Here is a 25,526-nt window from a genome sequence, read left to right as displayed (position 1 = left end):
AGCCACATGAGCGCGTTTCGGTCGATATCTCGGAGGGGACGCCGACCACTCCGAGTGAATCAGCGGGCGGAATTAATAAGTTAGTATAGCACATACTACGCAATACAGATGTCAGGGATCGCGATCGTCGGCGGGGGACCGACCGGACTGAACGCCGCCATCTACACCGCTCGGGCGGACAGGCGAACGCTCGTGTTCGACGACGGGGGCGGGACCACCCGTGACGTGGACACGATGGAGAACGTCTACGGGTTCCCGGACGGGGTCACGGGCCCGGAGCTCGTCGATCTGGGGCGAGAGCACGCGCGGAAGTACGGCGCCGAGATCGTCGAGGAGGAGGTCGTTCGGATCGAGCCGGACGGCGACCGCTACCGCGTCGAGACGACCGTCGACGAGTACGTCGTCGACGGGGTTATCATCGCGACGGGCGCGGACTACGAACGGCCGGCCATCGCGGGCGTCGAGGCGTACGAGGGCCACGGCGTCTCCTACTGCGTCGAATGCGACGCGTACTTTTACCGCGACAGCCCCGTCGCTGTCGTCGGCGACGACAACTACGCCGCGACCGAGGCGTTGATGCTGCTCGACTACACCGACGACGTCCGGATCCTCACCAACGGGTCGGCGTTCGAGGCGGACGACGGCTTGCGGGACCGGGTCGCCGACGCGGGGATCCCGGTGGTCACCGACGACCTCGATCGGCTCGCCGGCGAGGAGGTCCTCGAAGCCGTCGTCACCCGAGAGGGCGACGAGATCCCGGTCGACGGGCTGTTCGTCGCGCTGGGCACCGCCGGCGGCACCGACCTCGCGGAGATGCTCGGCGTCCCCGTCGAGGGAGACGACATCGTCACCGACGAGGCGCAGTCGACGCCGGTGGACCGGGTGTACGCCGCGGGCGACGTTACCGGCGGCCACCAACAGATCGCGACCTCCGTCGGAGAGGGAGCCCGAGCGGCCATCAATCTGCTCGAGGAGCTCCGCGGGGCGGACTACATCGATTACAAGAAGCTGGACTCGCAGCCGGCCTGACCGGTCCGACCGCTGACGCGCGCGAAGCGCGAAAGCGGCGCGCGGGTCCGGGCTCGCGGGTCCAGAGCGGTTTATATAAGACTCCATAATGTGCCGTGCCGCACAACACGCCCGTCGTTTTAGGTAGGCCTAAATGGTGGTCGCGCTGGCCGACATCCCGTCGGGCGAGTGGGTGGAACTGGTCGACGTGCCGGACGGCGAGCGCCGCGCTCGGTTACTGCGACTCGGCCTGCTGGACGGCCGCGTCGAGTGTCGCCGCCGGATCCGCAACGGTCCGGTCGTCGTCAGGCGTCGCGGGACGGAGGTGGCGCTCGGCCGGTCGCTGGCCCGGGAGATAACCGTCGAGCGAGCGGCCCCCGACGACGCACCGCGATGACCGCGAGCGGGGACGCGGACCGCGGGCCCACATCCGGCGACGCCGAGGCGTCCGCGGCGCTGGTCGGCGCGCCCAACGCGGGCAAGAGCGTGCTGTTCGGACGGCTCACGGCCGAGTACGCCGACGTCTCGAACTACCCCGGCACCACGGTCGAAACGACCGCGGCGACCCTCGGGTCGACCCGCCTGATCGATACGCCCGGGGTCCACGGGATATCGTCGTTCTCTGAGGAGGAGCGGGCCACGAGGGCGGTCGTCTTGGAGGCGGACGCGGTCGTGAACGTTGTCGACGCCACGCGGCTCGACCGTGACCTGTTCGTGACGCTACAGCTGTTGGACATGGGCGTGCCGACCGTCGTCGCGCTGAACATGATGGACGAGGTCGAGGCCGACGGCGTCGAGATCGACGTCGGCGCGCTGGAGGCGACCCTCGGCGTCCCCGTCGTCCCGACCGTCGCCGTCACCGGCGCCGGCGTCGACGAGTTGCGCGATCGGCTCCCGGAAGCGACCGCCCCCGAGTCGACGCCCGTCGACGCGTACTACGACGCGCTCCCCGACGGGATCGAGGCCGGGCGGGCGGAGAAGACACTCCTCGTCGAGGGCGACGAACCGACGGCTCGCCGCGTCGGTGCCGGCGGCCTCGCGGCCGACGGGGGCGACGCGCCGCTCGCCGGCCTCGGAGAGCGGGAGGCGGTGTATCGCGAGCGCCGGACGCGCGTCCGGTCGGTCGTCGAGGCGGTCGAACGGGGTCCCGCTCCCGGACGGAGTCGCGGGGGACGGCTCGGAGACCTGTTGCTGCGGCCGGTGACGGGGATCCCGATCGCGCTCGCGCTCCTCCTCGCGGTGTTCTACGTCATGGGGGTGCTCGTCGCGCAGCGCGTCGTCGGCTACGCGGAGACCGTGGTCTTCGGGCGATACTACACGCCGGCGGTCGAGGCGGCCGTCGCGGATCTGCTCCCGGCGCGCGGGTGGGCCGCGCCCGTCGAGTTCCTGCTCGTCAACGATAACCTAGGGCTGCTGACGGTCACCGTTCGGTACACCCTCGGGGTCCTGCTCCCGCTCGTGGTCGCGTTCTACCTCGTGATCGGGACGCTCGAAGACGCCGGCGTCCTGCCGCGACTCGCCGTGGTGACGGACAGAGGGCTCGACAGGATCGGGCTCAACGGCCGCGCGGTCGTCCCGCTGATCGTCGGCGTGGGATGCGTGACGATGGCGGTCGTCTCCACCCGAATGGTCGGGTCGCGCCGGGAGCGGCTCATCACGACGGCGCTGCTGGGCCTCGCGATCCCCTGCTCGGCGCAGATCGGCGTCGTCGCGGGGTTGCTCGCGGAACTCGGGGTCGTCTGGTGGGGCGGCTACGTGGCGGTGCTACTCGGGGTCCTCGGGGCCGCCGGCGTCGTTCTCGACCGGACGCTCCCCGGCCGACAGGACGCGCTGATCGAGCAGCTCCCGCGGCTACGCCTCCCCCGCCCGACGAACGTCGCCCGGAAGACGGCGAACCGGACCGCCGCGTTCCTCGGGGAGGCGGCCCCGCTGTTCGGGGTCACCGCGGCGGCGGTGTCGACGCTCGAGTACCTCGGCGCGCTCGACGCGATAGTCGGCGCGCTCCGGCCGCTGACCGCGGCGCTGGGCTTACCCGCGTCGTTCGGCGAGGTGCTCGTGTTGGGACTGATCCGCCGCGACTTCGCCGCCGCAGGGATGACGGGCCTGACGCTGTCGGCGTCACAGACCTTCGTCGGACTGGTCGTCGTCACCCTGTTCGTCCCGTGTATCCTCACGATGGCGATGATCCTCAGGGAGCGCGACGCGCGGAGCGCGCTCCTCGTGTGGGTTGGCTCTTGGGTCACGGCGTTCGCCGTCGGCGGCGGCGTCGCGGCCGCCTTGGAGGTGATCGCGTGATCTGTCCCCGCTGCGAGTACGAGTTCGATCCGGCGAACGGGCTCTCGTGTCCGCGCTGCGGCGCGCCCGCGTCATGTTCGGGCGTCTCCTGCGCCGAGTGCGGCGCGTGTTCGTCGCCCTTCGAGCGACTCCGCCGACGGCTCGCGGAGCGACTCGCAGGCGAGCCCCGTCGCGACCAGGACTCCTCCGGGGACGACCCCGCGAGCGAGTCCTGACGAACGCCGGTGCGAGACGGCGCGGGTCGCGGTCGGGCGCTCTGAGAAGCCCCCGTCGCTCGCGCCGGACGCTCGGCCGGGCCGTCGCGGAGCGGGCGTCCGGGTCAGCCGACCGACTCCCAGTTCCGGTACAGCGCCACGCCGAACGCGAGGACGATCCCGCCGACCCCGACCTGCCGGCCGACCGTCCCGAAGTCGCCGTCGAGGCCGGCGACGACCGCTCTGACGGTCATCACCACCGTGACGAGCGCGACGAGCGCCAGCACGGCGTGCCGTGTTTCCATGCGTGAACGCAGTCGCCTCGCCACCCAAAACGATGGCTTGGCGCAGGACAACGTCGGACCAGCGGGCGAGCCGCCGCGTCGCCGCCGAGAGGGCGGCGGCGGGCGCTCCGCGGCCGGTTGTCCTGTGCCAACTCCGGGGTTATGGACGAGGAATGCGCAGTGTTACGCGAGGAGACCGCCGCGTCGCGCGCCGGAGTGAACTTTCCAACCCGGACCCACCACGACATGATCGATCCAGTACTCGCAAGCCGATTCCAGTTCGCCCTGACGACGATCGTCCACATCATCTTCCCGGTGATGAGCATGGGACTGGCCCCGTTCCTGATATACTTCACCTGGAAGGACGTGCGGGGCGGCGACCCGGTGTACGAACAGCTGCGTCGCTTCTGGACGAAGATATTCGCCGTCTCGTTCGTCGTCGGGACGGTCACCGGGATCGTCTTAGAGTTCGAGTTCGGGACCAACTTCGCGGCGTTCTCGACGACCGCCGGCGAGCTGTTCGGCGGCCCGCTCGCCGTCGAGGGGATGATGGCGTTCATGCTGGAGGCGACGTTCCTCGGCGTCTTCGTGTTCGGTCGCGAGCGCGTCTCCGACCGGTTGTACCTGGTGTCCAGCCTCGCCGTCGGCGTCGGCACGTGGCTGTCCGCCGTCTGGATCCTCATCGCGAACTCGTGGATGCAGATGCCGCGCGGCTACGAGCTCGTGACCGAGAACGGGCAGGAGGTGGTCCACCTCGTCGACCCGCTCGCGGCGTACCTGACCCCCCGGTTCGGCTACATGTACGTCCACATGCAAAACGCCGCCGTCGAGTCGGTGGCGCTGTTCATGGCGGGCGTCTCCGCGTACTTCGTCTACCGACACCACGTCTGGGGACACCAGACGGAGAACATCGCCTTCTGGCAGAAGACGCTCAAGATCGCGCTGGTCGCGCTGCTGATCACGGCCCCGCTACAGGTGCTTCAGGGCGACCTGTACGCGCGGCACGTCTACGAGACGCAGCCGCAGAAGTTCGCCGCCATGGAGGCGGTCTGGGACACCGAGGCGTACGTCCCGGAGTACATCTTCGCGATCCCGACGGACCTGAGCCAGTTCACGGACCCCCGCGCGAAGGAGCTGTTCGGTCTCGGCATCCCGGGCGGGGCGTCGTGGCTCGCCAGCGGGGGCGACGCGACCGCGGAGATCCGCGGACTGAACACGTTCGAGACGGAGGCGCCGCCGGTCGCCGTCGTGTTCTGGTCGTTCCGCGCGATGGTCGGGATGGGCTTCTGGTTCATCCTGCTCGCGTTCTGGGGCGGCTACCGGTGGTACACGGGCGAGCTGTTCGAGGACGGGCTGCTCCACAAGGCGCTGATGGCGTCCAGCCTGCTCGGCATCGTCGCGGTCGAGCTCGGGTGGGTCGTCACCGAGGTCGGCCGTCAGCCCTGGGTGATCCAGGGCGTGTTGAAGACGAGCGAGGGGGTCTCTCCCGGTCTCACCGGGACGGAAGCGATGGTCACGCTCGCCGGGTTCGTCGGCGTCTACGCCGGCATCCTCGCGCTGTACACGTACGTCGTCGCGCGGGTGATCCGTGATGGGCCCCCGAGCGTGCGCGAGCTGCGGTCCGCGGCCGAGCGCGACGCCGCGCCGGGGGAGGTGCCCGGCGATGACTAGCGCCGTCGACGCGCTCGCGGCGGGCCCGGTGCTCGGCCTGCCGCTCCCGGAGCTGTGGTTCGCGCTCGTGTTCGCGATCCTCGGAACGTTCCTGTTCCTCGACGGCTTCGACTTCGGCGCCGGCGCTATCTTCGCGACGCTTCGCGAAGACGAGGCGCGCGAGGCGGTGCTGTCGGCGATCGGGCCGTTCTGGGACGGGAACGAGGTGTGGCTCGTCGTCTTCGGCGGCGCGCTGTTCGCCGCCTTCCCGTCGGTGTACGCGGGGCTGTTCAGCAGACACTATCTGTTGATGTTCGGCATCCTCGGCGCCCTCATCCTCCGGGGACTGGCGCCGGAGATGTACGAACAGCGCCACGACGCGCGGTGGCAGCGGTGGTGGGGGCGGTCGTTCGTCGCCGGCAGCGTCCTCGCGCCGTTCCTCCTCGGCGCGTTCGCGGGGAACTGGCTCGCCGGGAGCCCCCGGTCGCTCACGCTCGTCGGCGTCGTCACCGGGATCGCCGTCACGGCGCTGACCGTCGTTTCCGGCGCCGCGTTCCTCCGCTTGAAGGCCCGAGACGCGCTCCCCGAGACGGTGACTGAGATCGGCGTCGGGGCCGTCGCGGCGTACCTCTTCGCGGTCGTCGCGACCCTCGGCGCCCTGGCGACTCGGCTCCCCGCCGGCGTCGACGCGCTGCTATCGCCCTCGGTGCTCGCGCTGGTCACCGCCTCCGTCGGGCTCGGCGTCGGCTACGGCGTCGCGCTTCGACGCGGGGCGGACCTCGCCGCGCTCGCGGCGGCCGCGGGACTGACGTACGGGCTGACCGCGGTCGTCGCGGTCCTCATGTACCCGCGCATCGACCCGGCGACCGGGGCGACGGTCGGGGAGGCCGTCGTCTCGACGCTGCCGCTGAACCTCATGTCGATCGGCGCGGCCCTGCTGTTACCGCTGGTCGCCGTGTACTTCGCCGTCCTGTACTCGGCGTTCAGCGGCCCGATCACGGCCGAGGAGGCGTACTGAGATGAGCGACGGCTCGGAGGCGCACGCGCCGACCCGGCGGTCGTCGGTCGGAACGCTGCTGCTCTCGCGCGTGTTCATCACGTGGGCGGAGCTCCTCGTCGTCGGGTTCGGCGGGGCGGTCGCGGGCGGCGCCGCGTCCGGCCCGCCGCAGCTCGTCGTCTACTTCGCGACGGTCCTCGCCGCGGTCGCCGTGTTCATGTTCAACGTCGACCGGCTCGTCGCCGCCCGCATGCGAGAGGCGACGTGACCGGAGTGCGCCGCGCCGAGCGTCAGTCCGACCGACGGCTCGACCGCCTGAACGGACCGACGCCGTGGCGCTTGGCGACGATGCCGAACAGCAGCGCGGCGCTGGGGAGGAAGAGCAGCGCGCCCAGCGCGGTGACGGTGTCGTCGTGGGTCAGTCCGAGAGCGAATCCCCCGATCCCGGCGGCGAGCGCGAGGAGGGCCGGGATGAGGAGACGGCTCCGGAGCGCGGTCGGCGTCTCGCGACCCGAGGGTGAAAGCTCCATACGAGACAACGTAAGTGCGTCGGGCCCATATCACACGCGTTGTCGAGGGACAACTTCCCGCCGGGACGCGGCCCGACGCCGGCGAGGTCACCGTCACCGCCGCGAACCGAGACCGCACGACCGGACCAGTCACCGCCAGATGTACGACTTCAGCTTCGAGATAACGTACGAGCCCGGCGCCGACGAGTACGTCGACCTGTTCATCGACCGCGGCTCCCTCCAGTCGGAGGCGACCTACTCGTGTCTGGACCCCACGGAGCTGTGGAAGCTCGAGTCGGTGACCGGCGACGCGGCCGACCTCGACGCCGTGGACGAGCTGCTCTTAGACGAGTCGGTCGACCGCGAGTCGATCAGCGGCCGGGCGTGTCGCTCGGCCCGCGCGACGAGCCTGTTGACCGAAGAGCAGCGGCGGCGGGTGGCGTACACGTACGTCTCTGACGTGGACTACTGCGAGTCCGTCCCGCTCATCACGGCGAAGTACGTCGACGGGGGCGTCCTCTTCGAGCAGACGCTGTCCGGCGACACGGTCCGCTGGCGCGTGCTGGTCCAGGACGACTCGAAGATCGGAATGTTGTACGACACGCTGTCCGCGAAGCTCGGCGACGGGCTGTCGTTCTCCTTCGAACACCTGACCGAGGTCGACCACTGGGAGAGCGAGCTGCTCTCCCGGCCCGACGTGCCGGCCGAGCAGCGCGAGACCCTGTTGCTCGCCGTCGAACGCGGGTACTTCGAGACGCCGCGAGACGTGACGCTCGACGAGCTCGCGGCGGAGCTCGACGAGCCGCGCTCGACGGTGTCGTACCGGCTTCGACGCGCGACCGCGGAGCTGGCGAAACGGTTCGCCGACCAACAGTCATGACCGCAGAAACCCCACCCGACGACGATCAGCGGAAGCCCACAAGCGCGTCGCTAGCGGGGCGGTACCCGACGGACGTGCTCGTCAGCCCCGACTGGGTCGACGCCCGCCTCGACCGGTTCGACGCCGCCGACCCCGACCTGCGCCTGCTCGAGGTCGACGTCAACGCCTCGTTCTACGAGGAGGGGCACGCGCCCGGCGCCGTCGGCGTCGACTGGCGCACCGAACTCCGGTCGACGGAGGTACACGACATCCTCTCTCCGGAAGAGATGACCGCCTTCCTCGAATCGAGCGGGATCACCGAGGAGACGACCGTCGTCATCTACGGCGACAACCGGAACTGGTTCGCGGCCCACCTGTACTGGCAGCTCACCTACTACGGCCACCCGGACGTCCGGATCATGGACGGCGGCCGAGAGTACTGGACGGAACACGACTACCCGACCACGACGGACCCGGTCGACCCGCCAGCCGTAGCGTACGGCGACGCGCCCGACGCGCCGGCCAGACCGGCGGTGCGGGCCGCGCGCACGGACGTGCGGGCGGCGCTCGACACGGACACGAAGTTCGTCGACGTGCGCCTGCCCGAGGAGTTCCGGGGGGAGATCACGAAGCCCCCCGGCAGCAACGAGGGCGCGATGCGGGGCGGCCACATCCCCGGGGCGACGAACGTGTTCTGGGCGGAGAACGTCCGGCCCAACGGCCTGTTCAAGTCGCCCGAGGAGCTGGCGGCCGTGTACGAGTCTCGGGGGATCACCCCCGAGGACGACATCATCGTCTACTGCCGGATCGGGGAGCGGTCGTCGGTGACGTGGTTCGTCCTCGAGGAGTTGCTCGGCTACGAACACGTGCGGCACTACGACGGCTCCTGGACCGAGTGGGGGAACATGATCGGCGTCCCGATCGAAGTGGGCGAGCCCGACGGCGGCTAGCTACTCCCGACGACGACGGCCCGCTGTTGTCTCGGCGGCGGCTGGGTACTGCCTTCGAATCGGGGCTAGCCGCCGCTCTCGGCCGTCGAGACCGGTCGTTGTCCTGCGCCAAACGGTTACATTAGCCGCTGTGCGCGCAAACGTCGGTAATGAGCGGTTCTCACGCCGAGCGGAGGGCGAAGCGCACAGGAGGCCGGGGCGGAGACCGGCGAAGCGAACCCGCATCGCCGGTCGGTGGCGATGAGTGACGCCGGGTCGAAGCGGGGCGAGTCCGGCTCCGTCCGGCGGCTCCTCGACGCGCTGAGCGAGGAAACGAACCGGACGATCCTGTCGGAGCTCGACGAACCAACCTCGGTCGCCGAGCTCGTCGAGGAGTGCGACATCCCGATGTCGACGGTGTACCGGCGCTTGGACACGCTCGAGGACATGGACCTGGTGACGGAACACGTCGCGGTCGACACCGAGAGGGGTCGGTATCGGCTGTACGAGCGCAACGTGCGCCGCGTCACGATCACCGTCGACGAGGACGGGCGGCTCGGGACCCGAGTCGAGCGCCCGGCCGGGAACCCCGACGAGACGGTGACGTGGCGGCCGGACGGCGAGTGACGGTCGGGCTGGTAGTGCCGGGCGGGCAGAGAGACGATCGGGCGGGGAGGGACGGCCGAACAGCGAGTGCCGGTCGGGCGAAGAGTGATAGCCGCTCGGGACGCCGTCACCCCCGCCCTCTTTTATTCCGCGAGCGTGTACGGCGGACGATGAGCGGGAAACCGACGGTCGGCGAGTACATGACCCGGGAGGTGGAGACGGTCAGCCCGGACGAGACGGTGGCAACCGTCGCGCGCCGCATGGCCGACAGCGACGGGCACAACGGGTTCCCCGTCACGCAGGGCCGCACCGTCGAGGGGTTCGTCGCGGCGGGGGACCTGCTGCTCGCCGAGGACGACGCACCCGTGTTCACGGTGATGACGGAGGACCTGATCGTCGCGCACCCCGATATGAAGGTGACCGACGCCGCCCGCGTGATCTTGCGCTCGGGGATCCAGCGGCTCCCGGTCGTCGACGACGCGGACAACCTCGTCGGGATCATCTCGAACACGGACGTGGTCCGCTCGCAGATCGAGCGCGCGACGCCCGGCAAGGTCGGGAAGCTGATGCGCACCCTCTCGCAGATCCACGGCGTCGACCTCGACGAGGAGCGCCGCGAGGTGGCGATCGCGGACCTGACGCCGACGCAGGCCCGCGTGTACGCCGACGAGCTGGAGGGCCGGCAGTACGAACTCGAACACGGGCTCGCGGAGCCGCTCGTCGTCATCGACAACGACGGGACGCTCTACCTCGCCGACGGGCATCACCGGGCCATGGCCGCCCGTGAAGCGGGCATCGAGTCGATGGACGCGTACGTGATCGTGCCGCGAACGCCGGTCGACCTGGGGATGGCGAAGACCGCCGAGAAGGAGGGCCTCCGCGTCGTCGACGACATCGAGATCGTCGACTACGCGCGCCACCCCCTCGTGGAGACGACGAAGCGGCTTCAGTGAGGTGCCGACCCGGATGTCTTCGGGTTCCCCGCTCCGAGGGCGTTCGCGGTCCCGTCCGGCGATAGATTGATATAGCTGCTGTCGGGACGAGTGGCACATGACAACGGGGAACACATTGGTCGAGCTCGACGAGGTGACGAAGCGGTTCGGCGACCTCACCGCGGTCGGCGGCATCGACTTCTCCGTTCGAAAGGGCGAGTTCTTCACGCTCGTCGGCCCGTCGGGCTGCGGGAAGACGACGACGCTCCGGATGATCTGCGGCTTCGAGCACCCGACCGAGGGCGAGGTCCGGATCGACGGTCGGTCGATGGGATCGGTTCCCCCGGAGGCGCGCGACACGAACCTCGTGTTCCAACAGCTCTCGCTTTTCCCGCACATGAGCGTGGGAGAGAACGTGGGCTACGGGCTCGCAAAGGCGGGCGTCGACGCCGGCGAGCGGTCGGAGCGCGTCTCTGAGTACCTCGGGCTCGTCGACCTCGACGGGTTCGAGGACCGCAACCCGACAGAGCTCTCGGGCGGCCAACAGCAGCGCGTCGCGCTCGCCCGGGCGCTGGTCAACGAGCCAGCGGTGCTGCTGCTCGACGAGCCGCTCTCCAGCCTCGACCGGAAGCTCCGGAAGCAGATGCAGGTCGAACTCCGCCGGATCCACAAGCAGACGCAGGGCGGCTTCTTCTACGTGACCCACGACCAGGAGGTCGCGATGACGCTCAGCGACCGGATCGCTGTGATGAACGACGGCCACATCGAGCAGATCGGTCCGCCGGAGGAGATCTACCGCGAGCCCGCCTCGGAGTTCGTCGCGGACTTCATCGGCGACACGAACCTCATCGACGCGCGGACCGCGGAGCGGGACGGAACGACCGTCGCGGAGATCGGCGGCGAGGGCGGGTTCGGCGTGCCGGCCCCGAACCGGACCGGTGAGGTCACCGTCTCGATCCGCCCGGAGGACTTCACCATCGCGAACGGGGACGGCGCCCTACACGGCACCGTCGTCGAGCGGTACTTCCAGGGCGACCAGACGAACTACCTCGTCGACCCCCACGGGGACGTGGGCGAGCTTCAGGTGGTGATCCAGGGCCGCGAGTCGGCGGTCGACACCGGCGCCGACGTCGGGCTCGACGTGGTCGACGGCGCGCCAACGGTGTTTTGATCTGGCCACTCACACCGTCGATTCCCCGCTTCAGTGTGAACGCAGGTCGACGAGGCGGGGGAGAAACCGGGTCCGCTCGCCCGGGGCCTCACCCCTCCTCTTCCGTGACCGTGCCGGCGACGTAACCGGTCACGTTGCCGACGTTCATCGCGACCGCCAGCGCGATCGCGATCCCGAAGACGATGAGCGCGGAGACGGCGTTGAGCTCCGGCGCGTCGAGCTGTCGGATCCGGCTGAACATCCAGATCGTCAGCACGTCCGTGTTGGGCCCGGTGAGGAACAGCGCGCGGATGTAGTCCTCGAACGACCGGATCCACGCGAACAGGAACCCCGCTCCGACGGCCGGGGCAATCACCGGGAGCGTCACGTCCCGGAACACGGTCAGCGGGTCCGCGCCGAGGTCTCGGGCCGCCTCCTCTAGCGACTCGTCGAAGGTGTACAGCCGGGCGGAGACGATGAGGAGCACGAACGGGAGGCCGTACAGCGAGTGGGCCAGCACCACCGTGGCGAACCCCGGTAGGATACCGAGGAGGTTCTGGAAGTAGATCCGGAGGGCCACGCCGAGGATGATGCCGGGGATCACCATCGGGATGATCCCGAAGGTCCGGTACACCTCTCGGAGGCGGAACCGGTAGCGGGTCAGCGCGAAGCTGGCCAGCACGCCGAGCACCGTCGCGACCGATGCCGCCACCGTCGCGATGGTGAAACTGCCCGCGAGCGAGGCGCGCATTGAGTCGCTACGGAGCGCCAGCCGAAAGTTGTCGAGCGTCAGGCCCTCGAACGGGAAGATCGTCACGGCGTTCTCCGCGAACGCGAGGAAGATGATGATCGCGAGCGGCACCCACAAAAAGAGGAGCAACAGGCCGGAGACGACGTACAGCGAGGTGCCGAGGAGCCGTTCGACCGTCTGGTGCCCGACAAGCCGCTCGGTCGCCCCCGCCGTCTCTGTCGACTCGGACATCTCGGTCGCCATCTCAGGCACCCCCCAGTTCCTCGATGCTCACGTACCGGAACGCGAGGATCATCGCGCCCACGATCGAGACGAGCACGAACATCGACGCCGCGCTTGCGTACCCGATCGAGTAGGTCCCGGCAACCCGGCTCTCGATGAGCATGCCGATCATCTGGACCTTGCCCTGCCCGAGGAACGTCGGCGTAATGAACGCGCCGACGCTCGGGACGAAGACGAAGAGGCTCCCGCCGATGATCCCCGGAAGCGTGAGCGGGATCACGTGGTCGCGGAGCACCTCGACCCGCGACGCGCCAAGGTCGCGGGCGGCCTCGATGATCGAGAAGTCGAGGCCGTCGAGGCTCGCGTACAGCGTCAGAAGCATGTACGGGAAGTACGCGTGGGTGAGCCCGACGATGATCGCCGGGACACCGTAGTTGAATATCCCGAGCGGGGCGTCGATCAGCCCCCAGCTCATGAGCGTGCTGTTGATCACGCCGCCCGGACCGAACATCAGGACCCACGAGTACGCCCGGACGAGGTACATCGTGAAGAACGGCAGGAGGACGAAGAAGATGACGACTTTGAACAGCCGCCCGCCGCTCCGTGCCAGCAGGTACGCCAGCGGGAACGCGAGCGTGAGACACAAAAGCGTCGTCACGGTGGCGATGACGTACGAGAGCCACAGCGCCGTGACGAACGGGGTGTTCCAGATCGCGCCGCCGCCGTCGAACAGGGAGCGGTAGTTGTTCAGCGTCGGCTCGTAGACGATCTGGTACGTCAACGAGCTGACCTCGAAGAAGCTCACGGCGACCATGAACGCCAGCGGCGCGACGAGCAGGGTGAGTATCCACGCTGCGCTGGGACCGACCGTGACGCCGAGCCGACTGCGTGGTCCGCTCAGCAGCCTCACCGCCCTCGCCCGCGCGCTCTCGTCCGGCTCGTCTGCGGCCATCTATGCCGCCTTGACCTCTTCCCACGCGGAGACGTACGCCTCCTCGACGTCCGAGTCGATGTCCTTGAGCGAGTACATCCCCTCGAGGCGCGAGGGGTCGATCCGCCCGTACAGCTCGTTCTGCTCCTCGGTCAGCTCGTCGGCCACGTTGGGGTTCGTGCTGGGCGAGAAGCCGGCCTCCGCGAGCGCCGCGCCGTTCTGGGGCGTGATGAACTCGTTGATGACCTCCCAGGCGGTCTCCTGGTTGTCGGAGGCGGCGGAGACGACCGCGGTCTCGTACCACGCCAGCGCGCCCTCTCTCGGGGCGACGAACTCGACCCAGTCGTCGCCCTCGCTGCGCATCTGGACGGTCTCGTTCCGCCCGCTGTGCCCGACGAGGAAGTTGCCCTGGCGGAACTCCTGGATGAACGTCGGGTCGGGGGCAATGTACCCCTGGAGCCGCGGCTTCTGCTCGATGAGCAGTTCCTGGATCTCCGTGAGCTGCTCTTCGGTAAACGTCATCCGCGCCCCGGACATGGCGTCGTCCATGCCGAGGTACAGCGCCGCGGCCGGGATCGACTTCGCCGCCTCGTCGTACATGATGATCTCGCCGTCGAGGTCGGCGTCGACGTAATCCGGCTCGAACAAGATGTCGTAGCTCGGCTCGTGGTCCGGCACGCTCCGGGAGTCGTAGGAGTAGCCGTACCAGCCGAAGCGGATCGGCACGCCATACGCGTTCCCGCTCTCCGTGAACTGGTCGTCGACAAACGACTGGAACCGGTCGTACATCGAGCCGAAGTTGTTCACCACGTCGTTGTTCACCGGCGCGACGAGGTCGGCGTCCATGAACCGCGGGACGAGGTTGTTGTTCGGAACGGCGATGTCGAACTGCTCGTCCTGGCCCGCGCTCCACTGCGAGAACATCTCCGTCGACGACGTCGAGGGCGTGATGTTCAGCTCCACCCCGTCGAGCGTGGACTCGATGTTCTCCTGCATCTCGGCGTACTCCTCCCACGTGATGATGTTGATCGTGGTCGTGCCGCCGCCGCCCATGCTCCCGCCGTCGCCGCCGTCGCCGCCGCTACATCCGGCGAGGGCCGCCACGCCGGCGGCGCCCGCGCCGGCGATGTAGGCCCGCCGACTCACGCGCCGGCCGGTCGAGGTCGATCCGTTGCTTGTGCTGTGAGACCTGTTGTCACGCTCTGACGTCATGTTCCGATGACATATATCGGCAGTTAATAAGTGTTACGCCGTTAACCCCTCGCTAACCCGCGATTTTGCTGTTTCGAACCGGTCGATCAGAGGTCGAGCCGGGTCCGAACGGAGTCTTCTCTCGGACTCGCCGGGGGCGCGGGAGACTCGTCCGTAGGCTTTTGTAAGTTGATGTAGACGTTCCGCGCATGGGATCACGGATTCGACGCGCACTCTCACGGGCGACGCTCGCCGCGGTCGGCGCGGCCGTCGGCGCCGCGGTCGGCGGACTGATCAGTAGACAGGCGGCGTCCAGCGGCGGCGCGCTCGGCGCGCTCGCGGGCGCGACGCTCGCCGACTTCCGGTCAGACTCGGAGGGTGTCTTCGGCGCGCTCCGCCCCGACGAGGACGACGAGGCCGACGCGGCGGCGTGAGCGAGGCCCTGTGGCGCGGTCCGTAGGGCGAGCGGCCGCGGGTCGCATCGGGAACGTCTATACCGTCGGGGCGAGTAGCCGCCGGCAATGAGCGATACCGACGCCGGACCGGACGCGAGCGCGGCGTCCGACGGCGCGGAGGGCTGGTTCGAAGCGCTACCGTCGGGCGCGACCGAAGATACCGATACCGAGAGCGACGCCGCGGCGAGAGCCGCGGCGCGGGTGCGCGAGGGGACGGCCGCGTCGCCCGCCGACTGGCCCGTACGCGCCGTCGAGTCCGGGTTCGCGGCCGGCGCCGACGAGTACTACGACCGGCTCAAGGCCGCGGCGACGCGCGCGACCCGCGAGGCGGTCCGCGAGCGGGAGCGCGCCGACGACGCGCAGCTGATCCACGCGGTCCGGGCCATGGACGACGTCGAGCGCACCGCGAACGAGCTCGCCGAGCGCGCCGTCGAGTGGGCGGGGAGCCTCTTCGACGAGGTCGAGCCGGGGATCGAGGGAGCGCGAGCGGTCGCAGCGCGCGAACCCGAGAGCGAAGTCGAGCGGCGGGCCGTCTCGCTCGCGGCGCGCGCCGCCGAACTCGACGACGAGCGGGCCGAGCTCGCGGAGACGATCGGTCGGACTGCGCCCGCCGTCGCCCCAAACCTCTCCGAGATGGCCGGCCCGGAGCTGGCCGCGCGGCTGATCGCGCTCGCCGGGGGGTTAGAGTCGCTCGCGAAGAAGCCGTCCGGCACGGTCCAGGTCCTCGGCGCCGAGGACGCGCTGTTCGCGCACCTCTCGGGGCGGGCGCCGTCCCCGAAGCACGGGATCATCTACACGCACGAGTACGTCCGCGGCACCCGACCGGCTGACCGCGGCTCGGCCGCGCGGGCACTCGCCGGGAAGCTGACGCTCGCGGCGCGCGCCGACCACTACGCCGGAGAGCGGCGGTCGCAGCTCCACGCCGACCTCCGCGAGCGGATGGCGACGATCCGAGCGCGGGCGGACACCGACGAGCCGGATGCCGCGGAGGCCGAGGATGAGTGAGCCGACCCTCCCCGACGGCGTCGAACGGCGTGAGATAGCCGGCGAGGAGCGGTTGGCGACCCGCGGCGAGCCGGTGTACGGCGAGCCGACCGCCGACGGCTGGCGCGCGTGGGACCCAGAACGGTCGAAGCTCGGGGGGATGCTCGAACTCGGGCTGGAGACCGGCCTGACTGGCGGCGAGACCGTCCTCTACCTCGGCGCCGCGAGCGGCACCACGGTGAGCCACGTCGCCGACTTCGCGGGCCCCACCTACGCGGTCGAGTTCGCGCCGCGCCCGGCGCGGGACCTGCTCGACGCCGCCGCGCCGCGCGACCGACTGTTCCCGCTGCTCAAGGACGCGCGGAAGCCGGAGACGTACGCGCACGTCGTCGAGCGCGACGTCGACGCCGTCGTTCAGGACGTGGCCACGCGCGGGCAGGCCGAGGTGGCCGCCCGCAACGCTCGGTTCCTCGCCGACGAGGGGCGGCTGCTGCTCGCGATCAAGGCGCGCAGCGAGGACGTGACTGCGGCGCCGGAGGCGGTGTTCGAGGGGGCGCTCGACCGGCTCCGGGAGGCGTACGAGATCGTCGAGACGCGGCGGCTCGACCGGTTCCACGAGGACCACCTCGGCGTCGTGGCGACGCCGAAGTGATCAGTCGTCCGGCTCGAAGACGTCCTCGATCCGGCAGTCGAAGTGATCCGCGAGCGCGAACGCCAGCTCCAGCGACGGGTCGTAGCGCTCGCGTTCGATCGCGTTGATCGTCTGGCGGGTGACCCCGACGGCGGCGGCGAGGTCGGCCTGGCTCTCGTCGGTCTCGGTGCGTTTGTCAGGGATGTCGTTTCTCATGTGCGCCGCTTGTAGTAGAGGTGGGACGCGCCGAACACGACGAAGACCCCGAAGAGGGTCCAGGTCGCGCCGTAGAACTCGCCCGGGAGCGTGACGAGGCCGCTCTCCTGTAATGCGAGTCCGCCGGGCGTCCCGAGGACGAAGACGTATGCGAAGACGTTCATCGTTGTCTGGCTGGCCTTGCGGCTGATGGTGCCGTCGCGCTCGTCGTACAGTCCGACGGGGCTGAACCGCTGGACGAGCCCCATGCCGAGGCCGCCGGCCCAATACAGGGCCACGCCGAGGACGAAGCGGTCGACCGCAATACCGATCCACAGGGCGAGGATACCGGCGCCGAGCAGACCGTACGCGACGCGTTTGTAGCGTTTCCGTGAGGAGGGCCGGGTCGTCGCGGAGGTCGTGTGTTCGCTCATGGGTGGAGGTAAAGCGAGCGGGCGTCGGTGTAAAGCTCGCTTTACAGTAAAGGAGACTTTACGTTAGAAAATAAATCTGTCGCTGGCGATCAGTCCGCAGACATTCCACGACAGCGACGTCAGGAGTGCTTTTTGAGGGGTCACCACGACGGCGGCGAGAAGCCGGCGTCTTCGAGGATCGGCTTCCACCGCTTTTGAACCGAGAGCCGCGAGACGTCCATCGCGTCGGCGACGGCGGACTGCGAGCGCTCCTCGCCGCGGATCAGACTGGCGGCGTAGAGGCTGGCGGCGGCCGCGACGCGCTTCCCCCGGTCGTCGTCGGGCGCTCGCGAGAGGAAGAGGTCGACCGCGGTCGAGCGCGTCTCCGCGTCCAAATCGAGCGAGTCGCACGCCTTCTCGACCAGTTCGATCCACGCTTCGTTGTCGATTCGGTCGCTCGCCCGGTACACGCCCCGGGGTAGTCGAGCGAGGAACATAAACGGCCGCGGTCGCCGCACCGGTGCTGGCGCCGCTCCGCGGAGCCGACGGCGATCGCGTGCCCCGGACCGGGGGCGGCCACTCCCGAGCGCGGCCGCCGCCCTGAAGTTGCCCGCACACGTAGCGCGCGTATGTCGACGCAGACGTGGGACGAGATGCGGGTCCGAGCGCTCCACGACGACCTCGTGGCGCTGTACGAGCCGGTCGACCGAGTCGCCGAACACGGCGCGGACCCCACCGCCGAGCCGGGCGAGGGCGTCCGCCAGCTGGTGACGACGATCCTCTCGCAGAACGTCGCCGACGAGAACACGCGGCGCGCGTCGGAGGCGCTGTTCGACCGGTACGACGACTTCGCGGCGATCGAGGCCGCCGACCACGAGGAGCTGCGGGAAACGATCCGCGTCGCGGGCCTCCCGGACCAGAAGGCCGCGCGCATCCAGCGCGCGCTGACCGCGATCCGCGAGGAGACAGGCGGGGCGTACTCGCTGGCGTTCCTCGACGCGCTGCCGACCGAGGAGGCGAAGGCGTGGCTCACCGAGATCAAGGGCGTCGGGCCGAAGACCGCCAGCGTCGTGTTGAACTTCCACTTCGGGAAGCCGACGATGGCGGTCGACACCCACGTCGAGCGCGTCTCGAAGCGGTTCGGGCTCGTCCCGGAGTCGGCGTCGAACGAGCGCGCCCACGACGTGTTGGACGAACGCGTTCCCGACGAGCTGATCTACCCGCTCCACGTCCTCCTGATCCGGCACGGCCGGGCACACTGCTCGGCCCGCAACGCCGACTGCGACAACCCCGTCTGCGAGGCGTACTGCGACTGCGAGTTCTGCGAGTGAGGCCGCGGTCCGCCCCGCCGTCGCTTGGCCGCGTCGCGTCGGTAGCCGCGTCGACGCGATAGCTGGCCCCCGCGGCGTCCCGCGGACGCGGGACGCTGCCCGCGGTGCGCGAGACAAACCATTAGCGGCTCCCGGACGAAGCGTGTGTATGACACGCACGACCGTCGTCGCGGGAGTCGGTCCGGGGCTGGGATCCTCCGTGGCCCGCCGGTTCGCCGCCGACGGCGACGATGTCGCGCTGTTCGCTAGGTCGAGCGACTACCTCTCGTCGACCGCCGACGAGATTCAGGCGGAGACGCCCGGCAGTACCCTCCCGGTCGAGACGGACATCGCCGACCCGACGGCGGTCGCATCGGCATTCGAAACCGTTCGAGACGCCTTCTCGCCGGTCGACCGCTTGGTGTTCACCAGCGGGTCCCCGTCCGCCGGCGGCGGGATCGTAGACGTGGATCCGGCCGGGTTCCGCGACGTGATCGACACGCGTCTGCGCGGCGCGTTCCGGTGCCTTCGCGAGGCGGTCGACGACATGGTCGACGAAGGCGGTGGAACCGTCGTCGTGACCAGCTCCGGCCAGTCTCGGCGCCCGTCCGAGGACGTCGCCTACGCGGCGGCGCGCCACGGGACCCGCGGGCTCGTTCGCTCTCTCGCCGCCGACCCGCGGCTCGGAGAGGCCGACGTACAGGCGGTTCACCTGATCGTCGACGGCTGGATCGACAAGCCGTCGCTCCGCGATCGGTATCCGGACCACGACCGTTGGATGGACCCCGACCAGATCGCCGAGCGAATCCACGATATTGCGACGACGCCGGGGACGGTTCACGCGAACGAGATCGACCTGCGACACCCGCGGGACGAGCCGTCGTTCTGACCGGTCGCCGTCTTCCCGCGGCGGTCGCATCTCTCGAACCCGTAACGACAGGTATTTTTGACGTAGCCGGTCTACGAGTTACCGCGCGCGGGTTGCCGAGCCAGGCCAAAGGCGTAGCGCTTAGGACGCTATCCCGTAGGGGTCCGCCGGTTCGAATCCGGTCCCGCGCATTCGTCTCCGAGCACTTCGCGAGGAGACGTATCGCTCCGAAAATTCGAAGCAGGGAACGAAGAGAAGCGGAGTGACTGAGGTTCGAATCCGGTCCCGCGCATTCGTCTCCGAGCACTCCGCGAGGAGAGCAGTCCGACGTAGTTTTACTTGATACCGAGCGAAGCGGCGGCGCTCACCACACGCTTCCCCGATACAAGAACTGGAGGTGGTCGGCCGTCTCGGGCGGGACCCCCATCTCAACGAACATTTCTCGGAAGGCGGCGCGGACGGCGTCTTCCTCGAACGTCCGGGTTGCGCGCGTCTGCGCGTCGACCGCCACGCCGCCGTGGTAGTCGACGTGAACGCGGTAGGTGTAGCCGTCGACCTCGCGCGTCACGGTCGCGCGGGAGAGGACGAACTCGGCGCTGCCGAGCCGCTCGTCGCCAGCGTGATAGACGCGCTCGTGCCAGCCCGACCCGGGCGTGGAGGTCGCATTGACGGTCGTCGCGCGCGCCGTCAGGTCGTCGTAGGCGGCCCGGAAGGCGACCGGCTCGTCGACCTCGACGCTCGGCGTGCTCGCGCCGGGCTCGGTCGGGTCGCCCGTGCTGACCGCCGTTTCGATCTCCTCGACGTACGCCGCGGCGGTCGCCTCGTCCATCTCGAACAGCAGCGCGAGCCGGTCGACGAGCCACTCCTCGGGCGGCAGGTCGTCGACGGTGAGGTCGCCGTCGGCGTCGTCCGGGAACAGCGTCACGACGGTGATCCCCTCCTCGGCGTGGAACGTCGCCCACAGTTGGGCCGCCGACGCGTGGTCGTACGTGACTCTGAACGCCTCGTACTCCGGGCCGAGGTCGGCGTCGAGGTCATCGATCCCGGTCGGGTGGAACCCGCTCGATCCGACGCGTTCGACCGCGTAGCCGGCCGCGTCGGCTCGCTCCAGCGTATCCTCGTAAGCGAGGTCGGGGACGGTCACGCCGTCCGAGGTGTACGACGCCACGTCGGACCCGACCAGCACCCCGACGAAGACCGCGTACGCGGCGGCGACCGCGACGACGGTCCCGACGACGGCGACGGCGACCGGTCGCAATTTATTCACACTACTGATACGTTCCGCGAGGAGATAGCTGTACCGTCGTTTCCGGTGAACCGCTATCGCCGTTTACAACGGTCCGCCGCCGCTCACAGCGGGCCGTCGTCGACGAATCGCGCCGGGATCAGCTGACGGAGGAGCCGCGACGGGCCCGCGGAGAGCCCGCTAACGAGGAGGAAGCCGGCGAAGATGACGCCGAATCCGACGAGCGACCGCACCGAGAGCGTCTCGCCGAGCAGCGCCCAGCCACCCACCGCGGAGACGACGGGGACGAAGTAGAACAGGAGGTTCGCGCGCGTCGCGTCGGTCTCGTCGATCAGCGCGAAGTACGCGAGGTACGCGATCGCCCCGGAGAAGACGCCGACGTACAGCAGCGCCGCGATCGCGACGGGCGGCACCGACAGCCCGGAGACGGACTCCCCGGCGCCGATGCTTAGCGCGTGCGAGAGGGCGGCCGCCAGAGGGACTCCCCAGACGGTGCGGGCAGTGCTTGACAGCGTCGCGTCGGCCCGGCGGATCAGCACGGCGCCGAGCGCGCTCGTCACGGCGGCCGCGAAGAGCAGCGGGACGCCGAGGCCGCCGGCGAGCAGCGCCGAAGGGTCGGGATCGGCGACGAGGGCGACGCCGAACAGTCCGAGGCCCATCCCGACGAACCCGCGGACTGAGAGGCCGTCCTCGCCGAGCAGGACCGCGGCGAACACCGGCGTCAGGATCGGATTCAGGCTGAAGACGACGGCGGCCACGCCGCTCGTCACGTACTGTTGTCCGACGAACAGCAGGGCGTTCGTCAGCCCGATGACAAGCACGCCCGTCGCGACGATACCGGCGACGTCGCCGACGGTTCGGGGGCGCAGTTCCGCCCGCGAGAGTCGCGTCGCTGCGAACGCCGCGAGGACGACTGCGCCGATGTCGAACCGGACGGCGACGAAGAACAGCGGCGGGAGGTGTGCCAACCCGGCCTTCGCCGCGACGAAGGTGCCACCGAAGAGGAGGGCCGAGACGAAGAGCAGGGCGCCGGTGCGTCTGGTGAACACGTTACTGCGACACCCGCGTTAAATTGTCGAACGAACGATCGGATTGGAACGAGCTTCTCGGCACAAACAGATGTAACAGTCGGAGACCTATAACGAAATCCGGAAAATATTCCACGACGGGAAACGCGCAACACGTCGTGCCGATCGCTCACGGCGTGAAACCTCAACGGTGAGCGAAGCCGGTTTATTCCGGTGGACGCTTGATCGCGTATGGAGGCCCCGCTCGAGGAGATCGAGTTCCTCGCCCGCTCGACGAACCGCGTCGAGGTGTTACAGCTGTTGGCGTCGGCGCCGCAGACGCGGGCGGACCTCGCGACCGCCACGGGGGCGTCGCAAGCGACCCTCGGTCGGATCCTCGAGGACTTCGCCGACCGGTCGTGGGTCAGCCGCGACGGTGAAGAGTACGTCGCCACCGCGACCGGGGAGTTGGTGGCCGAGGGCGTCGAAGAGCTCGTCGCCCTCCTCGAGACGGAGGCCAAACTGCGGGACGTGGTGGCGTACCTGCCGACGGCCGAACTTGGGTTCGACCTCCGCCGTCTCGCCGACGCGACCGTGACCGTTCCGACGCGGACGCGACCGAGCGCGCCGCTCCAGCGCGTCCTCGACGCGATGGCGGGGGCGACGACGCTGCGCGCGTTCTCACACACGCTCAACGAACAGAGCCTCGCGACGGCCCGGGACCGGGTGGCCGCGGGCGAGCAGACGTTCGAGGCGGTGCTCTCGGCCGGCGCCATCGAGGCGCTCGCGGCAGACGACGTCCTCTGGAGGCGGCTTCGAACGCTGGCGGAGAGCGACGACGCGGAGATCCGCGTCCGTCGCGAGGAGGTCCCCGTCGCGGTCACCGTCGCCGATGACACCGTGTACCTGCTCGTCCGCGACGACGGGGGCATCCTCCGGGCGTCCCTCCACACCGACGATCCGGCGGTGCGCGAGTGGGCGGACCAGGCTTTCTCGGGGTACTGGAAGGCGTCCGACCCCTTCGACCCGACGGCGTTCGAGGAGTGAGTCCACGGATCCGGACGGCCGCGGCCCCGTCGCGGTTTGGGAGACGGGTCACGCGTCGACACCGTCGGTCCGACCCGGCAAAACCCACTTGTCCGCGGTACGCGTACCAGCGGTAATGGCCCCTCACGACGCGGAGTTGGCGATCGAGACGTGGCGGTTCCGGGACCGAGCGCTGCCGCGCGTGCCGCCGTCGGGGTGGGGGACGACCGACCGCCTCCGCGAGGCGGTGTGTCGCGCCGTGGCGTGTTCGGTCGACGGCGTCGAGCGCGTCGAACCGTTCTCGGGACCGGCGACCGAGCGCGAGCGCTTCGACGCGACCGTGACCGCGGACTCGATAGACCACGACCTCGTGCGCCTCGTGACGCCGGCGTCGGAGAGCGACGGAGAACAGAAGGAGTTCAGCGAATCGACGGAGCAGTTCGACCTGGACGAGGCCCTCGACCGGCTCTGACGGCCTCGGTGCGGTCGCTACTCGTCGTCCGGCGACGACACCCGCACGACCTGCTTGCCGATGTTGTCGCCGGAGAACAGTCCGAGGAACGCGTCCGGGGCGTTCCCCAGCCCGTCCACGACGCTCTCGCGGTGTTCGAGGTCGCCGCTCGCGACCCAGCGGGCGAGTCGCTCGCTCGCCTCGCCGAACCGCGTCGCGAAGTCGCCGACGAGCAGGCCCTCGACCTTCGCTCGCACCGGGATCAGCTGCGGGAGCTTCCGTGGTCCGGTCGGGACCGACTCGTCGTTGTAATGGGCGATCTGCCCGCAGACCGCGACCCGCGCGTCGATGTTCAGTCTCGTGAACACCGCGTCGGTGATCGGTCCGCCGACGTTGTCGAAGTAGACGTCGACCCCGTCGGGCGCAGCCTCGTCGAGCGCGGCGCGGTAGTCGTCCGTCGTCTTATAGTTGATCGCGGCGTCGAAGCCCAAGTCGTCGGTGAGCCACGCGGTCTTCTCGTTGCTGCCGGCGAACCCGACCACGCGGCAGCCGTTGCGCTTCGCGATCTGTCCGACGACCGAGCCGACCGCGCCCGCCGCGCCGGAGACGACGACCGTGTCGCCGGGCTTCGGCTCGCCGACTTCGAGGAGGCCGAAGTAGGCGGTCCGCCCGGGCATGCCGAGGACGCCGAGGTACGCCTCGGGGTCGGCGATCGCCGGGTCGACCGGGGCAACGTCGTCGGCGTCGAGCGTCGCGTAGTCGGCCCAGCGCCCCTCGCCCGTCACGAGGTCGCCCGCCTCGTACGCGTCGCTCTCGCTCTCGACCACCTCGCCGACGACGCCGCCTCTGAGCGCGTCGCCCACGTCCCACGGCTCGGCATACGACTCGGCGTCGCGCATCCGGCCGCGCATGTACGGGTCGACCGAGAGGTACCGGACGCGGACGAGCAGTTCGCCCGGTGCGGGCGAGGGAACGTCCGTCTCGCGCAGTTCGAAGCTGTCCTGATCGGGCTCGCCGGTCGGCCGCTCGGCGAGAAGCCACTCGCGGTTGGTGTTCGTCACGGCTCCCATTGGGGTATCGGACCGAATAGGGTTTGGACCCCAGCAGCCGTCGTGGGGATCCGGAAGCCGTCGGAGGCGCGGCGATTGGCGGTCCGGTGATGTAGTGGTCCGGGGGTGTAGCGGTCCAGCGGTCCGGAGAGGGGCCGGCTACCCGTCGCCCAGCGGGATCCGCAGGCGGCCGTCGGGCAGTTCGCCGCCGAGCCCCTCGACCGCGGTCCCGAACGCCGCGGAGCGCTCGGCGACCGTCTCTCGGACCCACTCGGCGACCTCGTCGTCCGCCAGCGCCGCGACCTCGTCGGCGATTTTGGTCGGGACGACGTCGAGGGCGACGAGGTCCCCGTCGCGGACGACGAGTTCGAAGAGCGCGCTCCGCTTGTTGTACACCCCCTCCCGGTCGCGGTAGCTGACGTAGTCGTCGACGAAGTCGCCGGCGTCGTAGACGATCGGAGACCCATCGTGTACCTCGACGCCCTGGAGGACGTGCGCGCTGTGGCCGTGGACGACGTCGACGCCGAGTTCGACGAGCCAGCGCCCGAACCGCTCGTGGACCGCGCGCGGTTCGGTCTCCCAGTTCGCGCCCCAGTGGAGCGAGGCGACGACGAGGTCCGGGTCCGCCTCGGCGACGCGGTCGAGTGCGTCGCCGACGAGGGCGCGCGTCTCGCGCACGCCGGGGTCGAGCCGCGCGAACGCCGTACCCGGGTCGGCGTCGGTCGCCGCGAACGCCGCGGACTGGTCGGTGAGGCCGAACGCGGCCACGGTGAGGTCGCCCGCCTCGAACGTCGCTGGGGCGAGCGCCCCGGCGGCGTTTTCGCCGGCGCCCGCACGGGCGATTCCGGCGTCGGCGAGGTGCCGCCGAGTGTCGCGGAGGGCCGGCTCCCGGTAGTCGAGGACGTGGTTGTTGGCGAGCGAGACGAACGACACCCCCGCCGCCTCCAGCGCGGGCACCGCGAACGACGGCGGCGACCGGAAGTAGTACGTCTTGTCCGGCCAGCGGCCGCCGCGGTCGGAGACGCAACACTCCAAGTTGCCGACGAACGCGTCGAGGTCGCGGAGTCGCGGGAGCGTCGACCCCCAAACCGCCGTCGGATCGTCGGCATCCGCCCAGCGGTTGGCGACGCTCCGTCCGAGCATCAGGTCGCCGACGAGGCCGATTCGGGCGGCGGTTCCGTTTCCGGCGTCGCCGTCGGTGCCGCCCGCGTCGGCTCCGCCGCGGTCGTCAGCGTTCGCGGGCGAGGAGCCCCCCGCACAGCCGGCGACCGCGCTGATTCCGGCGACGCCGGAGGCGAGGACCGTCCGACGGGTGACCATCGTCCGGGGTCTCGGAGAGCGGCGACTTCAACGCTCCGGACGGGGCAGAAGGAGGGGAGAGGG

The 25,526-nt window shown here is 69.9% G+C and carries 31 protein-coding genes and 1 tRNA gene; 20 read left to right on the top strand and 12 right to left on the bottom strand.

Annotated features, from left to right (window positions below):
- Positions 1 to 108 precede the first annotated feature (108 nt).
- From EO776_RS05375 to EO776_RS05360, 4 genes are all read left to right on the top strand, one after another.
- Positions 109 to 1,029 (top strand): NAD(P)/FAD-dependent oxidoreductase, encoded by a 921-nt coding sequence (locus EO776_RS05375; protein WP_094520928.1) that lies wholly within the window; start codon positions 109 to 111, stop codon positions 1,027 to 1,029.
- A gap of 133 nt (positions 1,030 to 1,162) precedes the next feature.
- On the top strand, positions 1,163 to 1,405 hold the full coding sequence (locus EO776_RS05370) for a FeoA domain-containing protein (protein ID WP_094520927.1): 243 nt from the start codon (positions 1,163 to 1,165) through the stop codon (positions 1,403 to 1,405).
- Positions 1,402 to 3,303 carry a ferrous iron transport protein B gene (gene feoB / locus EO776_RS05365; RefSeq protein ID WP_094579906.1) on the top strand — a complete coding sequence of 634 codons (1,902 nt, stop codon included), beginning with the start codon at positions 1,402 to 1,404 and terminating at the stop codon, positions 3,301 to 3,303. Before EO776_RS05370 ends, feoB begins: the two co-directional genes overlap by 4 nt.
- Complete coding sequence (locus EO776_RS05360; protein WP_049932794.1) at positions 3,300 to 3,518, top strand: hypothetical protein; 219 nt, start codon at positions 3,300 to 3,302, stop codon at positions 3,516 to 3,518. Before feoB ends, EO776_RS05360 begins: the two co-directional genes overlap by 4 nt.
- A gap of 104 nt (positions 3,519 to 3,622) precedes the next feature.
- Here EO776_RS05360 and EO776_RS05355 read toward each other — a convergent pair whose 3' ends face one another.
- Positions 3,623 to 3,802 carry a hypothetical protein gene (locus EO776_RS05355; protein WP_049932795.1) on the bottom strand — a complete coding sequence of 60 codons (180 nt, stop codon included), beginning with the start codon at positions 3,800 to 3,802 and terminating at the stop codon, positions 3,623 to 3,625.
- 225 nt (positions 3,803 to 4,027) lie between these two features.
- On the opposite strand from EO776_RS05355, the gene EO776_RS05350 reads away from it, so the two are divergent.
- The 3 genes from EO776_RS05350 to EO776_RS05340 are packed head-to-tail and all read left to right on the top strand — an operon-like array spanning position 4,028 to position 6,696.
- Entirely contained in the window at positions 4,028 to 5,452 is a 1,425-nt protein-coding gene (locus EO776_RS05350; protein WP_094552753.1) for a cytochrome ubiquinol oxidase subunit I, read from the top strand.
- On the top strand, positions 5,445 to 6,449 hold the full coding sequence (locus tag EO776_RS05345; RefSeq protein WP_094519499.1) for a cytochrome d ubiquinol oxidase subunit II: 1,005 nt from the start codon (positions 5,445 to 5,447) through the stop codon (positions 6,447 to 6,449). Before EO776_RS05350 ends, EO776_RS05345 begins: the two co-directional genes overlap by 8 nt.
- Before the next feature lies 1 nt (position 6,450).
- Complete coding sequence (locus EO776_RS05340) at positions 6,451 to 6,696, top strand: hypothetical protein (protein ID WP_086219167.1); 246 nt, start codon at positions 6,451 to 6,453, stop codon at positions 6,694 to 6,696.
- Positions 6,697 to 6,718: 22 nt separating this feature from the next.
- Here the strand turns inward: EO776_RS05340 and EO776_RS05335 are convergent, their stop codons facing one another.
- A complete protein-coding gene (locus EO776_RS05335) occupies positions 6,719 to 6,958 on the bottom strand; it encodes a hypothetical protein (RefSeq protein WP_049932799.1) in 240 nt (79 codons plus the stop codon).
- A 139-nt stretch (positions 6,959 to 7,097) separates the two neighbouring features.
- On the opposite strand from EO776_RS05335, the gene EO776_RS05330 reads away from it, so the two are divergent.
- The 5 genes from EO776_RS05330 to EO776_RS05310 all read left to right on the top strand — a co-directional run bounded on the left by EO776_RS05330 (position 7,098) and on the right by EO776_RS05310 (position 11,434).
- Entirely contained in the window at positions 7,098 to 7,817 is a 720-nt protein-coding gene (locus EO776_RS05330; RefSeq protein WP_049932800.1) for a helix-turn-helix domain-containing protein, read from the top strand.
- Positions 7,814 to 8,746: a sulfurtransferase gene (locus EO776_RS05325; RefSeq protein ID WP_094495049.1), complete on the top strand. Its 933-nt coding sequence runs from the start codon at positions 7,814 to 7,816 to the stop codon at positions 8,744 to 8,746. The genes EO776_RS05330 and EO776_RS05325 overlap by 4 nt, the downstream gene beginning before the upstream one ends.
- 240 nt (positions 8,747 to 8,986) lie before the next feature.
- Positions 8,987 to 9,352, top strand: a complete 366-nt coding sequence (locus EO776_RS05320; protein ID WP_094519500.1) for a winged helix-turn-helix domain-containing protein — start codon at positions 8,987 to 8,989, stop codon at positions 9,350 to 9,352.
- A gap of 149 nt (positions 9,353 to 9,501) precedes the next feature.
- Entirely contained in the window at positions 9,502 to 10,284 is a 783-nt protein-coding gene (locus EO776_RS05315) for a CBS domain-containing protein (protein ID WP_049932802.1), read from the top strand.
- Positions 10,285 to 10,381: 97 nt separating this feature from the next.
- Positions 10,382 to 11,434 (top strand): ABC transporter ATP-binding protein, encoded by a 1,053-nt coding sequence (locus EO776_RS05310; RefSeq protein ID WP_089307842.1) that lies wholly within the window; start codon positions 10,382 to 10,384, stop codon positions 11,432 to 11,434.
- A gap of 88 nt (positions 11,435 to 11,522) precedes the next feature.
- On the opposite strand, the gene EO776_RS05305 is transcribed toward EO776_RS05310, so the two are convergent.
- Genes EO776_RS05305 through EO776_RS05295 form a run of 3 tightly spaced genes read right to left on the bottom strand, consistent with a single transcriptional unit; the run spans position 11,523 to position 14,529 of the window.
- On the bottom strand, positions 11,523 to 12,407 hold the full coding sequence (locus EO776_RS05305) for an ABC transporter permease (protein ID WP_089307843.1): 885 nt from the start codon (positions 12,405 to 12,407) through the stop codon (positions 11,523 to 11,525).
- Between the two features lies 1 nt (position 12,408).
- Positions 12,409 to 13,338, bottom strand: coding sequence for an ABC transporter permease (locus EO776_RS05300; RefSeq protein WP_049932805.1), 930 nt, complete (start codon positions 13,336 to 13,338; stop codon positions 12,409 to 12,411).
- Positions 13,339 to 14,529 (bottom strand): ABC transporter substrate-binding protein, encoded by a 1,191-nt coding sequence (locus EO776_RS05295; RefSeq protein WP_094519501.1) that lies wholly within the window; start codon positions 14,527 to 14,529, stop codon positions 13,339 to 13,341.
- Positions 14,530 to 14,717: 188 nt separating this feature from the next.
- Here EO776_RS05295 and EO776_RS05290 point away from each other — a divergent pair, with 188 nt between their 5' ends.
- The 3 genes from EO776_RS05290 to EO776_RS05280 all read left to right on the top strand — a co-directional run bounded on the left by EO776_RS05290 (position 14,718) and on the right by EO776_RS05280 (position 16,599).
- Positions 14,718 to 14,942, top strand: coding sequence for a glycine zipper domain-containing protein (locus tag EO776_RS05290; RefSeq protein WP_089307845.1), 225 nt, complete (start codon positions 14,718 to 14,720; stop codon positions 14,940 to 14,942).
- Positions 14,943 to 15,029: 87 nt separating this feature from the next.
- Complete coding sequence (locus EO776_RS05285; protein ID WP_094519502.1) at positions 15,030 to 15,968, top strand: NOP5/NOP56 family protein; 939 nt, start codon at positions 15,030 to 15,032, stop codon at positions 15,966 to 15,968.
- Complete coding sequence (locus tag EO776_RS05280; protein ID WP_094495115.1) at positions 15,961 to 16,599, top strand: fibrillarin-like rRNA/tRNA 2'-O-methyltransferase; 639 nt, start codon at positions 15,961 to 15,963, stop codon at positions 16,597 to 16,599. The genes EO776_RS05285 and EO776_RS05280 overlap by 8 nt, the downstream gene beginning before the upstream one ends.
- On the opposite strand, the gene EO776_RS05275 is transcribed toward EO776_RS05280, so the two are convergent.
- The 3 genes from EO776_RS05275 to EO776_RS05265 all read right to left on the bottom strand — a co-directional run bounded on the left by EO776_RS05275 (position 16,600) and on the right by EO776_RS05265 (position 17,656).
- The gene (locus EO776_RS05275; RefSeq protein ID WP_086217005.1) at positions 16,600 to 16,794 is read right to left on the bottom strand and encodes a helix-turn-helix transcriptional regulator; all 195 of its coding nucleotides are present in this window, start codon (positions 16,792 to 16,794) and stop codon (positions 16,600 to 16,602) included.
- Complete coding sequence (locus EO776_RS05270; RefSeq protein ID WP_094519503.1) at positions 16,791 to 17,207, bottom strand: DUF2178 domain-containing protein; 417 nt, start codon at positions 17,205 to 17,207, stop codon at positions 16,791 to 16,793. Before EO776_RS05270 ends, EO776_RS05275 begins: the two co-directional genes overlap by 4 nt.
- A 140-nt stretch (positions 17,208 to 17,347) precedes the next feature.
- Positions 17,348 to 17,656 carry a cyclin gene (locus EO776_RS05265; protein ID WP_094520425.1) on the bottom strand — a complete coding sequence of 103 codons (309 nt, stop codon included), beginning with the start codon at positions 17,654 to 17,656 and terminating at the stop codon, positions 17,348 to 17,350.
- Between the two features lie 159 nt (positions 17,657 to 17,815).
- Between EO776_RS05265 and EO776_RS05260 the strand changes: the two genes are divergently transcribed.
- From EO776_RS05260 to EO776_RS05250, 3 genes are all read left to right on the top strand, one after another.
- Complete coding sequence (locus EO776_RS05260) at positions 17,816 to 18,517, top strand: endonuclease III domain-containing protein (RefSeq protein WP_049932813.1); 702 nt, start codon at positions 17,816 to 17,818, stop codon at positions 18,515 to 18,517.
- 148 nt (positions 18,518 to 18,665) lie between these two features.
- Positions 18,666 to 19,385, top strand: coding sequence for an SDR family NAD(P)-dependent oxidoreductase (locus EO776_RS05255; protein ID WP_099288858.1), 720 nt, complete (start codon positions 18,666 to 18,668; stop codon positions 19,383 to 19,385).
- Positions 19,386 to 19,470: 85 nt separating this feature from the next.
- Positions 19,471 to 19,555 (top strand) — tRNA-Leu (locus tag EO776_RS05250).
- A gap of 173 nt (positions 19,556 to 19,728) precedes the next feature.
- Here EO776_RS05250 and EO776_RS05245 read toward each other — a convergent pair.
- Positions 19,729 to 20,631: a hypothetical protein gene (locus EO776_RS05245; protein WP_094520423.1), complete on the bottom strand. Its 903-nt coding sequence runs from the start codon at positions 20,629 to 20,631 to the stop codon at positions 19,729 to 19,731.
- 83 nt (positions 20,632 to 20,714) lie between these two features.
- Positions 20,715 to 21,659, bottom strand: coding sequence for a DMT family transporter (locus tag EO776_RS05240; protein WP_094520422.1), 945 nt, complete (start codon positions 21,657 to 21,659; stop codon positions 20,715 to 20,717).
- A 210-nt stretch (positions 21,660 to 21,869) separates the two neighbouring features.
- Between EO776_RS05240 and EO776_RS05235 the strand changes: the two genes are divergently transcribed.
- Both EO776_RS05235 and EO776_RS05230 read left to right on the top strand, forming a co-directional pair.
- Positions 21,870 to 22,664, top strand: a complete 795-nt coding sequence (locus tag EO776_RS05235; RefSeq protein WP_086216633.1) for a helix-turn-helix transcriptional regulator — start codon at positions 21,870 to 21,872, stop codon at positions 22,662 to 22,664.
- A gap of 115 nt (positions 22,665 to 22,779) precedes the next feature.
- Positions 22,780 to 23,115 carry a hypothetical protein gene (locus tag EO776_RS05230; protein ID WP_049932818.1) on the top strand — a complete coding sequence of 112 codons (336 nt, stop codon included), beginning with the start codon at positions 22,780 to 22,782 and terminating at the stop codon, positions 23,113 to 23,115.
- Between the two features lie 17 nt (positions 23,116 to 23,132).
- On the opposite strand, the gene EO776_RS05225 is transcribed toward EO776_RS05230, so the two are convergent.
- Positions 23,133 to 24,155, bottom strand: a complete 1,023-nt coding sequence (locus EO776_RS05225) for an NADP-dependent oxidoreductase (RefSeq protein ID WP_086219158.1) — start codon at positions 24,153 to 24,155, stop codon at positions 23,133 to 23,135.
- 147 nt (positions 24,156 to 24,302) lie between these two features.
- Entirely contained in the window at positions 24,303 to 25,463 is a 1,161-nt protein-coding gene (locus tag EO776_RS05220) for a CapA family protein (protein WP_094520421.1), read from the bottom strand.
- Positions 25,464 to 25,526: the final 63 nt, after the last annotated feature.

It is taken from the genome of Halorubrum ezzemoulense (assembly GCF_004126515.1).
GTDB classification, from domain to species: Archaea; Halobacteriota; Halobacteria; order Halobacteriales; family Haloferacaceae; genus Halorubrum; species Halorubrum ezzemoulense.
This window is presented reverse-complemented; position numbering and strand designations above follow the sequence as displayed.